The organism is Mesorhizobium sp. LSHC420B00, from assembly GCF_000503055.1.
In the GTDB taxonomy this organism is placed as follows: domain Bacteria; phylum Pseudomonadota; class Alphaproteobacteria; order Rhizobiales; family Rhizobiaceae; genus Mesorhizobium.
In genome coordinates this window covers 23,983-34,760 of the sequence record NZ_AYVY01000049.1, presented here as the reverse complement: position 1 = coordinate 34,760, position 10,778 = coordinate 23,983, and the positions used below count along the sequence as shown (strand labels likewise).

Below are 10,778 nucleotides of genomic sequence, written 5' to 3'. Positions count from 1 at the left end.
AAGCTCGCCGCCGCGGGCCGGCCGGTGCATCTTGGCGTGGACGCACCGGCATGACCGCCTTTCGAGATAGGGCCGAGACGTTCGCCGCCGGGCTGATGGTGCAGGTGGCATGGCCGCTGCTGCTGGTTGCCGCTGCCTTGCTGGCGGCGCCGGTCGTCGGCCTGGCGGCAGTGCCGCAAACATCGTCGCTGTCGGCGGTAGCCTGGCTGATCGCCGCAGCGGGTGCCATAGCCACAATCATTCTCTCGGCCCTGCTTTTGTTCGACGCGCTGCTGTTCCGGCTGATGGCCAGCCACGCCAGCGAGGCAGGCGGCGGTGCCGCGGTCGACGATGTGCTGGCGCGCATGCGGCTGAAACCCACGGCGGCCGGCGGCCGCTCGCTCGACCAGCGGATAGCCGGCACGCGCCGCCTGCTTGCCAAGCAGCGTATCACGTTCGGCCTGTTCGCGGCGGCCTCGGTCGTCGCGGCATTCTTTTGAGCCCGTACATGTCAAAGCTTCGTGTCAGCACCTATACCTTGCTGCAGACGGTGACCTCGGTCGGCCTGTCGGCGCTGGCCTGGGCGGTCACCGGCGTGCGGCCGATCTGGAACGGCAGCCAGCCATCGGACCGGCAGCGCATCTACTTCGCCAACCATGCCAGCCACGGCGATTTCATCCTGCTGTCGGCCTGCCTCAGCGAGAAGGAACGCGCCAGTACCCATGCGGTGGCCGCCGCCGATTATTGGGGCAAGACGCGGCTGCGCCGTTTCATTGCCGAGGACATGCTGTCTTCCGTGCTGATCCACCGGCAGTGGACGGATGAAACGCAGCACCCGATCTCGATCATGCTGTCAGTGCTCGATCAGGGCCATTCGCTGATCCTGTTTCCCGAAGGCACGCGCAACATGACCGACGAACCGCTGCTGCCGTTCCGCTCCGGCCTCTACAATCTGTCGATGGCGCGGCCCGATGTCGAACTCATCCCGTGCTGGATTGAGAACATGTCGCGGGTGCTGCCCAAGGGGCAATTCGTGCCGGTGCCGCTGCTTTGCCGTGTCGTCTTCGGCGCGCCGATCGCTATTCAACCGGGTGAGGAACGCCGCGCCTTTCTCGACCGCGCCCGCGAAACGCTGCTGGCGCTGAACCCCCGGCCGCAGCGAGACGATTGAGAACCAAGGCAAAATGCTGCCGATGATGCACGAAACCCTCATTCTGATTGTCGGCCTGCTGGCGGTGCTGATCAGCGCCAGCGTCGTCGCCGGCGTCTTGTCATGGCGCGCGCCAAAACCGTTGTCGCCGACGCTGGTCAACCTCACCCAGCGCATCAATGCCTGGTGGGTGATGGTGGTGGCGATCACCGTTGCCTTCTTCTTCGGCCGCCCCGGCATGACCATCCTGTTCGCGCTGATTTCCTTCGCCGCCCTGCGCGAATTCGTGACGCTGACACACAGCCGCCGCAGCGACCACTGGGTGCTGCTCGGCATGTTCGGCATCGTCATCCCGTTCCAGTACTGGCTGGTGTGGACCGCCTGGTACGGGCTNCACCGCACTGCACGGCGACACCGAACGCTTTCTCGAGCGCGTCTCGGCGCAGCAATGGGCGGTCATGATCTCGGTCTACTGCGTCAGCCACGTGCCGGCGCTGCTAACACTCGAAGTACCCGGTTTCGAAGGCCGCAACCTGTTGCTGATCGCCTTCCTGATCGTCACCGTGCAAGGCAGCGACGTGCTGCAATATATCTTCGGCAAACTGTTCGGCCGCCACCTCCTGGCGCCGACGGTCTCGCCGTCGAAGACCTGGGAGGGACTGGTCGGCGGGCTGGCGGCGTCGAGCCTGCTCGGCGCGCTGCTGTCGTTCCTGACGCCGTTTTCGCCGCTGCAGGCGGCCGGCGTCGCTCTGGTCGCCTGCCTGATGGGATTCTTCGGCGGGCTGGTCGCCTCCGCCATCAAGCGCGATCAGGGCGTCAAGGACTGGGGCCACCTGATCGAAGGCCATGGCGGCATGATGGACCGTGCCGACAGCCTGGTCTTCGCCGCCCCGGTGTTCTTCCATACCGTGCGCTATTTCTGGACGGTGTGAGGGGTACGCACCCTTTGCCGCGGCACCGTCCGGACGGTTCAGCGCAATCCTTGCGAAGACACCTGATCCGTTTCGCTAATTACCGTTTTCGCGAAAACGGTAATAACACCACTGCCGCGGTCGTTGGCCGCGCTCATTTTGCCGCGGCGAGCGGCTCTTTCTTGCGCGCCGGCGCCAGGCGGCGCATGCGGCGTTTGGCGGTGGTCTTCAGCGCCACCGGCGGATTGCTGGACAACGCACCGAGCACCGCACCGACCATTCCGTGTGCGACGAAATCAGCGTTGATCTCATTGGCCAATTTGGCGGCTGCCTCCTGGTTGTCACTGTCGGGTTCCGACCACAACACGATACCCACCCGCAACCTTGGTTTGGCGCGTTTCAGCCGACGGACCAGGAACCGGCCGTGCTTGACGGAATTCCGGTTCAAAAATCCGACGACGGCGGTATCGATAGCGTCGAGCTCAAGGCGGCGAATGCTCCCCGGTTCCATATCGGCGAAGCTCGCTCTCAACACCGTGGCGCCCTGGACTTCGAGCACCTGTGCGAGCATGGCGGCAGCCGCGTCGTCGAGTTCGCCGCGCCCTCCGGCGCACAGCACCGACATGCCCGTGCCATCCGGTAGTTCGGTGTCGTCCCCGCCCTGAACCTCCCCCTGAACCTGCTTGTCCTCGTGTGAGCCGTTGTCCTCGGCCGCGGCAGTGTCGCCCGCTTCCGCCTCCTCCTGCGCGCTGTCGTCGAGGTTCGCCACCATCGTCAGCGCGCTGCCCGCGACCTGCTGTCTTTGCTCATCGCTCAACACACCACGCACACGGTCCTGCTCGCCGAGCAGAAGTGCGGGAATCGCGACCTTGTCGTAGAACTCGACGAGATATTCTTCCTCCAGCATCTCCTCGGCATGGTCCGTCGCTTCCTCGGGATCGCCGGCCAGCAGCCGCTGGTAAAGCCGGGCGTGCGGTTCGAGCACCGGTTCGTTGCCGAACAGAACGTCGAGGAATTCGAACTGCGGCACATGTCGGCCGAGCACGACGAGGCAGACCGTGAGCGGCGTCGACAGAACGAGGCCCAATGGCCCCCAGAGCCAGGTCCAGAAGATCGCCGCAACGATAATAGCCAACGGCGACAGCCCGGTGCGCGAGCCGTAGAGCCAGGGTTCGATCACGTTGCCGGTGATCAGTTCCACCACCGCGAAAAGCCCGGCGGTCCATAGCACGAGCGACCAGCCGGGCGCCACGGCCAGCGCCAGGAACAGAGGCAGCAGCGTCGCGATAACCGGGCCGATATAGGGAACGAAGCGCAGCGCCAGCGCCAGCAAACCCCACAGCAATGGATTGGGTATGCCCAGCAGCCAAAGTCCGATTGCAATCGGAACGGCATAGACGATGTTCACGACCAATTGCATGAGCAGATAGCNAGATAGCGGCCGACGCGCTTGCCGGCATCCTGCAGCGCCTCGGTGGTTCGATGCAGATCGCCGTAGCCGACGAGGCGTATGAAGCGATCGCGCAGGTCCTCCCGCTCGAGCAGCATGAATATGACCACCACGACGATCAGTCCGGCCGATGCCAGCGGGCTCAGCAGCGGGCCGATCAGATTCTGGAGAACCTCGAGCGGTCGTTCGCGCGCGACGATTTCGACCGGGATCGGCTCCCGCGGAGGCTGATCGGCGGCGGGTTGCGCGGGTTCCGGTCTGTCGAGTTCCTGGCCGACGCGTTCGATCACCCGGCTCAATCTGGAAACGATGCCTCCGCCGACGCCGGTTTCCTTGAGCGACCGGACCTTGGTCAGGATATTCGCCTGGTAAAGCGGGATGTTCTGCGCCAGTTCACTGACCTGTGTGGCGACTATGAAGGAGAACAGCGCCAGCGCCGTGAATGCGCCGAGCACGCTGGCGATCACGGCAGGAAGACGCGGAATGCCGGCTCGCTTGAGTGCCGACACCATCGGCACAAGCGCAAAGGTAAGCAGCAGGGCGATTGCGATCGGCAGAAAGACCTCGCGCCCGAAATAGAGCGCCGCGACGGCCGTCACGACCGACGCTACGCTGGGCAACGATGTGCGCGGAAGCGCCCTGGCCGCGGAAACAATGCTCGCCCGCCGGGTCTCCGACAGGTGCGCGCCGTTTCGACTATTTGCCGCCACTTGATACCTCCGCCCCGCCATTGCCATGATCGGGCATATTGAGCCGGCGTGCAACTTCGCAGCCTCTCCTACAGCGAAGCTTTGATTTGCCGTCGTTTGGCTTGCTGCCGGCAGCGCGGCAGCTCCGTCACGGTAGAATTTTTTGCATAAATGGCGGCACCAGCAATCCTGTTCCATGCTTGCGCCAGAACCTGGAACTTTTGGGTCAAAACGCCGTTCCTTCGTAGATCGCTGATGGACAACCTCAAAGCAGCAGCTCAGGAGGAATGATCATGAACATCAAGATGCTTTGCATGGGCGCGATGGCGCTTTCAATGATGACCGGCGCAGCGCTTGCCGCCGGTGCCACTGGCACTTCGGCGCTCGACGATCCGCAGAAAATGTCGCCCTTCTTCACCGATGCCGGCATGAAGACCATGAAGCCGGCAGCCGAATTCAAGACCGCATGGATGGCCATGTCCAAAGAGGACCAGGCGATGATGATGAAGGAATGCGGCGACGAGGCCATTGCCACGGAGCATGACGATTTCTGCAAGATGACCAAGCAACTCGGCGGCGCCAACTAGGCAGGTCGGTTCAGCACAATCGCAGTGGCGGGCAGATGCCCGCCATCTTCATTTTGGGACCTTCGGTTCAGTCGGGCGCAAACGTCAATCGCACTATTCGGCGTCAGCCGATCCTGACGACGAAGTGCTTGGTCACCGGCTCGATGATCTTCCACGTCCCCTTGAAATCGGCTTCCACCACGAAGGCATCGCCGGGGCCGACTTCGACAGGCGCGCCGCCGTCGGGCGTGATGACGATACGGCCGGCTATCATGTGCACGAACTCATAGTCGCTGTAGGTCGCGTGATAGGTGCCCGGGCTCGCCTGCCAGGTCCCCGACATGACCTTGCCGTCCTCGGTAATGTGCTGGACGGCGGTCTTCATGGTCGGCTCGCCTTCGACCACGACCCATCCCGCGAGATCGCCGGTCTCGGCGTTCTCGACGGCGCCGAATTTGAGGATGGTCTTGTCTGTCATGGTCGGCTCCGTCTTGAATTGTGCCGGGATGGCTGCCGGTCAATAGCTGATGCACCTGACCCCGGCAACGCGGCTTGACCCGGCCGCTTGACCTCCCCGCCAACCGTGGGATAGGCCGGGGACTGGCCCAACCACCTCCGCACCGGAGCCCCGCGAAAGACCTGCCATGACGGACACGATCGTAAGAGACAGCAATGGCACGGCGCTGCACGAGGGCGACTCCGTGACCCTGATCAAGGATCTCAAGGTCAAAGGCACCTCGGAGACGATCAAGCGCGGCATGCTGGTGAAGAACATTCGCCTCACCGGCAATCCCGGCGAGATCGAATGCAGCACCAGGCAGGTAAAGGGCCTGGTGCTGAAGACCGAGTTTTTGAAAAAGGCGTGATTGCCTCGGCACCCTTCGCTTCGCTTCAATATCAATCGCTCTCATGACTGAACCGCTCATGTGAGTGAATCGCCCACGCCAGGAGTTGGAGGAGCCGCGCCCTCCCCCTATGTTGCACTGCGTTAGATTTGTTGCATTGCAATATCACCGCATCGGGTCGAGCCTCTGCGAGGTGGGTATTCCTTGCACGAGGTGACTGTGTCGGCATCATTTCGGCCTGACATCGAAGGGCTGCGCGCGCTGGCGGTGGCGGGTGTCATTGCCTTTCATTTTGGTCTCTCCGGTCTGCCCGGCGGCTTTGCCGGCGTCGACATCTTCTTCGTCATCTCCGGCTACCTGATTACAAAACACCTGGTTACGGAAATCACCGAAACCGGGCGGCTGAATCTCTGGCGCTTCTACGCCCGGCGCGCCCGGCGCCTGTTGCCGGCGGCACTGTTCGTCATCCTCGCCACGCTGTTCGCGGGTTATTTCATCCTGTCGCCGGAGGAACAGGCGCTCTATTCGAAAGGCGCCATGTTCGCCTCCGCCTACATGATCAACCTCTGGCTGATCCGCTGGTCGTTTGACTATTTCGCCGCCGACGCCACCAACAACCCTTTCATCCACTTCTGGTCGCTCTCGGTCGAGGAACAGTTCTACCTGGCATGGCCGGCGCTGCTTCTTGCCGCCGCATGGCTGCGCCCAGGCAAGCGCACCGCTATAATCGTCATCGGCGTCGCAGGCCTAGCCTCCTTCGCCGCCTGCGCCTGGCTGACCGAAGTGTCGCAGCCTTGGGCCTTTTACTTCTCGCCGCTCAGGGCCTGGGAATTCGCCGCCGGCGGCCTCGCCACCATGGCGCCAGCAAGGATCTGGCGCGACCGGCCGCTGCTGGCCACCCTCCAGGCATGCCTCGGGCTGGCGCTGATCGCGTGGGCCTATCTGATGCTGGACGAAGACTCGCCCTTTCCCGGGGTGAATGCGCTGGCGCCTGTCGCCGGCACCGTGCTGCTGCTGCTCAGCGGCAGCGGCCGCAACCTGCCAAGCGCCGTGCTGGCGCTGGCGCCCCTGCAATGGCTGGGCCGGCTTTCCTATTCGCTCTACCTCTGGCATTGGCCGGTCATCGTCTATGCGGCGATGATGGTTCCCAACCTGTCCACGCTTGACCGGCTTGCCTGCGCGGCGCTGACGCTGCTTCTGTCGATGTTCACCTATCATTTCATCGAGAACCCGATCCGCCGCAACGGCTGGCTGATGGCCGGAGCGGCGCGGGCGCTGGTGCCCGCCGTCGCGCTGACCGGCGCCGGCGTGGTCGCGGCCTATGGCAATGCGCGCTTTGCCGAGCACAATCTCAGCCCCGAACAGCACGTCATCGCCGACAGCGCCGCGCAGCTCTCCACCGTGCGCGCGAGCGACGGCGGCTGCGTGCTCGATTTCGAGACCGTCAAGCCGAAACCCTGCATGTTCGGCCGCAAGGACGCCCAGCGCTCGGTCGTGCTGTTCGGCGACTCGCATGCCGACCATTGGTCGACGCCGCTGATCAAGGCGGCCGAGAAGAACAACTTTCGCGTCGTCACCTTTCTCAAATCCTCCTGCCGGGCTTCGCGGGTGACGACCTGGAATTGGCGGCTGAAGCGCGACTACACCGAGTGCGACCAATGGCGCCAGCAGTCGGTCAAGGACATCATCGCGCTCAATCCGCAACTGGTGGTGATCTCGGAATTCTCGATCGGCAATGTGATCAAGGAATCGCCCGAGGAGTTGAAGCACGCCGATTGGCAAGAGCAGTGGCGGACGGGCCTGACCTGGACGCTTCAAGCATTCAGCCAGGCCGGCATCAAGGTCGCGGTCATCAGGGACGTGCCCTACAATGCAAGCTACGCCGACAAATGCGTGGCGCGGGCGCTGTGGCGGGGACAGACGCCCGCGACATGCGATACGCCGAGGATCATGGCGGCAAATGACGACATCGCCACGATCGAGCGCGACATCGTGCGCTCGACACCCAACGCCAGCTATATCGACATGACCGACCGCTTCTGCGACCAGACCACCTGCCACGTCTTCATCGACGGCAAACTCGCCTTCCGCGACCGCCACCATCTGGCAACGCCTTTTGCCGAGACGCTGGAGCCGGCGGTGGAGCGGGCGCTGTTTTCGGATGTGATGGCAGCGGCTGTGAAGTAACGGCGCCGGCAGCCTTTCCCTCCGAAATCCTTCAGGCGGGCTTTGGTGCCACGTTGACCGACACGGCAACCATGCGGGGTTAGCTAAGGATGAGACCCGCCAGGAAAACCGTAAGGATAAGCGACAGCGGAACTGCAAGAAGGCAGCACAGCTCGAAAGTATTGGCTCGCCAAGAAGTCATTGGTCGCTTTTCCATGTTGGCCTCCTCCCTCAACGGCCAGACCGGGATGGCGGTTCCGCTTAGATGGTGCTCATCCCCACCACTCATCATGCAATTGGCGCAACTCGTTCCGCTTCCTGGTTATCCATCGTGCACGCGCCAGATGTGTCGCCCACGCCCGGAAAGCCCTGTCCGGCTCCTGCTCCGGATCAATGTGCAGAACGATGCGGGCGACCTCACGCCAATCGGTCCCTTCAGCCGACGCGTCGAGCAGCCTGATGTAAGTAAGCATGCGATCTTCGTCATAACCGGTCGGCACTGAAGACGTCGGCGCTGCGTTCGCGATATGAGAGTTTGGCTGCTTTGGCATTGCGACCTACCAGCAATGGCGCACCGTAGCAGCCTATGAAGAAGCCGGCGCCCTTTGATCGGAGGATGCGGATCGAGATTCGCCTCGACGGTCGGCAAATGCGGGCCTCAGGCGGGAGTTCGCCGCCCAGGAGGGCCACGCCTCATCACATCGCGATTGGGTCGATGCATTCCATGTATTTTAGTGGAACCTAATTTAGTTGGCGCAATTATGCATGCGTGAAAAAGCGTGAAATCCAGACTGTCACTGAAAGCTGGCTATCGCGAGATCAGTTGGCCGATGATCCAGTGATTGCCGTCGATTTGACCGAACGAATATTACAGGCGGCCGAAAACGACAGGATCGTCTGCCTCGTCGTGGCAACGGAGCAGCTGGAAACCGACGGCATCGAGAAAGCGGAACCTCAGGAGACCAGGATTGCCGCAAGTTTCGTCCGGGACTTTGAGGTGATGCTGCTTGTTCTTTATGCGGCCTACGCCCTCGCTGTGCTGGGCGCGACGGCTTTCGTTTTGCTGGAACTGGGCCATGTTCTGTAGATCGGCAAGGTGACGGGACTGGCGCTGGCCAATTTGTCGCTGTTTGACGGGATACATAGGGCGCGGACCACAACCCGCTCGGGGCTTGCGTCGGCGGCCCCACCCTGGCGCACAGCCAGACGCGTTTTCGCCCCCGCCGGCGCTAATTTGGGGCTCTCGGTTCGTGGCATCTTGCAAATTTGTGGAACGAGCCTGCCCCTCGGGGGTTTTTCTATTAGAGGGACGTTAAAGAAGGAGGTAGCTATGAAGAAGCTCCTGCTTGCCTCGGTGATCGCCATCGCCTCGGCGGCTGCCGTGATCGGCCCGGCCAATGCCGGCGGTAGTGTCACGATCGGCATCGGCAACGGCTATGACGACGACTATTATTATCGCCATCATCGGTATTCCGATTACGACGATGAGTACGTCCCCCGTTACCGCTATGACGTCTATGACGAGGACTACAGGCCACGCTACCGGTATCACCGGCGCTGCCACACGGAAGTCGTCAAGCACTGGCGTCATCACCACCGGGTTATCGAAAGAATCCGTGTCTGCCGTCGTTGACGGATCGATCCGGCCGGCAGTGCCGGCCGGATCGGTGGAGCTCCTCACCGCGGCTTGCGCATCAGCATCATGCCGTAGTGCACGGCCAAAATGTCGAGCCCGATCTTGAGTAGTTTCACCACCACGTCGCGCGGCTCGCCGGCCTGTTCGGCCAGGCTCTTCACCGTTGCGTCGGCACAGCAGACCTTTTGCACGATGCCGGCGATCTCCCAATGGGCAAGCGCCCTCGTGGCCTCGGCATGGTCGCGGCCGGCGGACAGGATGTGATCGGCGACACCGCTGCCAGTGCGGCCGCCGTCGACGCGCTCGGCCCAGGCCATCGGCTTGGCGCTTGCCTCCGACGAGTTGCGGAAATCCTGGCGGTAGCGCATGCCTGCCTCGCGTTGCTGGCGCGACAACGAGGTGAGGCCGGTCAGCGGGTCGACATTGCGCACCCGCACGATGCCGCCGGTCGCGGTGTGGCCGTCATTGGAAACCTCATAGAGGCGCGCCGCCTCCTGCGTTCCCTTGGCCAGCCGCTTGCGGCCGAACCGGTCGTCCTGCAGCGCGAAATCATGGCCGATCTCCTTGCGGATGCGCACCTGCTCGGCCTCGCCCTTCGGCAATCGCGATAGCCTGGCTTTGGTCTTTTGGGCGGTTTTGTTGCTCATCGGCTCTGTCCTCCTGGTCTGTCGTCGGGCTATGGCGAATTTCCGTATCCAGCGGGGCTCAAATAGCTTTGGCCGGCAGCGTGCGCAGGAAGCGCGCCGCGTGATAGGCGCAGTAGCTTTTCGAAGGCCTTGTGCGCAGCCCGCAGCACAGCATGTCCAAACCGGGGCGGCTGCCGGGGGCGTCGTTTCCCGCATCCTCCTGCGGCGTCGTGTCGAGCGGCGCGCGGCAGCGGTCGAACAGGCAATCGATGAAGCGCATGGCGACGAAGTGCGGCTGGCGGCCGCCGGCGGCGATCGGGCGCGGCGCCGGCATTTCGAGCGGCTCGCCATCGGACCCCGTGATCCGAACCGGACCCGGCTGCCAGGCCGGCGGCGCCAGCCTGGCCGACAGCCTTGCCGGGCGGNACAGCCTTGCCGGGCGGCAGTGGTGCTCGGCCGGTACTGCCCCTGCCTGGCCGGCGGGGTTCGACGGCTCTGGCGCCGATTTTCCATGCCGGCCGCCCGACCGTCCGCTACACCAGCCCTTGGATCTGGCAAGGCCGATGGCGTGCAGACGGGCGGTGCGGTGGACGATGCCGATGATCGCCGCGCGCGAGGCCGGGCGGCCGCGCTGCGCACTCAGCCGGGCGGCGATCTTCGCGGCCGACAGCCCACTCATCAGCCAGTTCTCGATTTGTTCCAATTCGGAGGCGGAATAGCGGGCGGCCATGACGTTTTATTCCCTGCAAAGGTGGTTGTG

12 protein-coding genes and 2 pseudogenes are annotated in these 10,778 nt (G+C 63.5%); 8 read left to right on the top strand and 6 right to left on the bottom strand.

Going from position 1 to position 10,778, the window contains the following annotated elements:
- From X760_RS72285 to X760_RS72275, 3 genes and pseudogenes are all read left to right on the top strand, one after another.
- A partial coding sequence (locus X760_RS72285) for a hypothetical protein (protein ID WP_023722955.1) occupies positions 1-479 on the top strand: 479 nt, incomplete at its 5' end.
- An 8-nt stretch (positions 480-487) separates the two neighbouring features.
- A complete protein-coding gene (locus X760_RS72280; protein ID WP_023722954.1) occupies positions 488-1,150 on the top strand; it encodes a lysophospholipid acyltransferase family protein in 663 nt (220 codons plus the stop codon).
- Positions 1,151-1,172: 22 nt separating this feature from the next.
- Positions 1,173-2,061 (top strand): annotated as a pseudogene (locus tag X760_RS72275) (phosphatidate cytidylyltransferase).
- A 133-nt stretch (positions 2,062-2,194) separates the two neighbouring features.
- Here X760_RS72275 and X760_RS72270 read toward each other — a convergent pair.
- A pseudogene (locus X760_RS72270) lies at positions 2,195-4,170 on the bottom strand (AI-2E family transporter).
- 98 nt (positions 4,171-4,268) lie between these two features.
- Positions 4,269-4,409 carry a hypothetical protein gene (locus X760_RS76965; RefSeq protein WP_156948361.1) on the bottom strand — a complete coding sequence of 47 codons (141 nt, stop codon included), beginning with the start codon at positions 4,407-4,409 and terminating at the stop codon, positions 4,269-4,271.
- A 63-nt stretch (positions 4,410-4,472) separates the two neighbouring features.
- Here X760_RS76965 and X760_RS72265 point away from each other — a divergent pair, with 63 nt between their 5' ends.
- Positions 4,473-4,766, top strand: a complete 294-nt coding sequence (locus X760_RS72265; RefSeq protein ID WP_031195378.1) for a hypothetical protein — start codon at positions 4,473-4,475, stop codon at positions 4,764-4,766.
- Between the two features lie 103 nt (positions 4,767-4,869).
- Here the strand turns inward: X760_RS72265 and X760_RS72260 are convergent, their stop codons facing one another.
- Positions 4,870-5,223, bottom strand: a complete 354-nt coding sequence (locus tag X760_RS72260) for a cupin domain-containing protein (protein ID WP_023722949.1) — start codon at positions 5,221-5,223, stop codon at positions 4,870-4,872.
- Between the two features lie 166 nt (positions 5,224-5,389).
- Between X760_RS72260 and X760_RS72255 the strand changes: the two genes are divergently transcribed.
- Positions 5,390-5,611 carry an alkylphosphonate utilization protein gene (locus X760_RS72255; RefSeq protein ID WP_023722948.1) on the top strand — a complete coding sequence of 74 codons (222 nt, stop codon included), beginning with the start codon at positions 5,390-5,392 and terminating at the stop codon, positions 5,609-5,611.
- Between the two features lie 198 nt (positions 5,612-5,809).
- The gene (locus tag X760_RS72250) at positions 5,810-7,777 is read left to right on the top strand and encodes an acyltransferase family protein (protein WP_031195376.1); all 1,968 of its coding nucleotides are present in this window, start codon (positions 5,810-5,812) and stop codon (positions 7,775-7,777) included.
- Positions 7,778-8,028: 251 nt separating this feature from the next.
- Here X760_RS72250 and X760_RS0140380 read toward each other — a convergent pair whose 3' ends face one another.
- Entirely contained in the window at positions 8,029-8,307 is a 279-nt protein-coding gene (locus X760_RS0140380; protein WP_031195375.1) for a hypothetical protein, read from the bottom strand.
- A gap of 218 nt (positions 8,308-8,525) precedes the next feature.
- Here X760_RS0140380 and X760_RS72245 point away from each other — a divergent pair, with 218 nt between their 5' ends.
- Together X760_RS72245 and X760_RS72240 are read left to right on the top strand one after the other, a co-directional pair.
- Positions 8,526-8,843, top strand: a complete 318-nt coding sequence (locus tag X760_RS72245) for a hypothetical protein (protein ID WP_031195373.1) — start codon at positions 8,526-8,528, stop codon at positions 8,841-8,843.
- A 243-nt stretch (positions 8,844-9,086) separates the two neighbouring features.
- Entirely contained in the window at positions 9,087-9,389 is a 303-nt protein-coding gene (locus X760_RS72240; RefSeq protein ID WP_023722944.1) for a hypothetical protein, read from the top strand.
- A 44-nt stretch (positions 9,390-9,433) separates the two neighbouring features.
- Here the strand turns inward: X760_RS72240 and X760_RS72235 are convergent, their stop codons facing one another.
- A complete protein-coding gene (locus X760_RS72235) occupies positions 9,434-10,039 on the bottom strand; it encodes a DUF6456 domain-containing protein (RefSeq protein ID WP_023722943.1) in 606 nt (201 codons plus the stop codon).
- A 58-nt stretch (positions 10,040-10,097) separates the two neighbouring features.
- Complete coding sequence (locus X760_RS72230) at positions 10,098-10,748, bottom strand: hypothetical protein (protein ID WP_023722942.1); 651 nt, start codon at positions 10,746-10,748, stop codon at positions 10,098-10,100.
- Positions 10,749-10,778 lie beyond the last annotated feature (30 nt).

Coding starts and splice junctions, on each gene's coding strand:
- X760_RS0140380 (WP_031195375.1), bottom strand. CDS start 8,307: ATGCCAAAGCAGCCAAACTCTCATATCGCGAACGCAGCGCCGACGTCT.
- X760_RS72260 (WP_023722949.1), bottom strand. CDS start 5,223: ATGACAGACAAGACCATCCTCAAATTCGGCGCCGTCGAGAACGCCGAG.
- X760_RS72255 (WP_023722948.1), top strand. CDS start 5,390: ATGACGGACACGATCGTAAGAGACAGCAATGGCACGGCGCTGCACGAG.
- X760_RS72280 (WP_023722954.1), top strand. CDS start 488: ATGTCAAAGCTTCGTGTCAGCACCTATACCTTGCTGCAGACGGTGACC.
- X760_RS72240 (WP_023722944.1), top strand. CDS start 9,087: ATGAAGAAGCTCCTGCTTGCCTCGGTGATCGCCATCGCCTCGGCGGCT.
- X760_RS72265 (WP_031195378.1), top strand. CDS start 4,473: ATGAACATCAAGATGCTTTGCATGGGCGCGATGGCGCTTTCAATGATG.
- X760_RS72235 (WP_023722943.1), bottom strand. CDS start 10,039: ATGAGCAACAAAACCGCCCAAAAGACCAAAGCCAGGCTATCGCGATTG.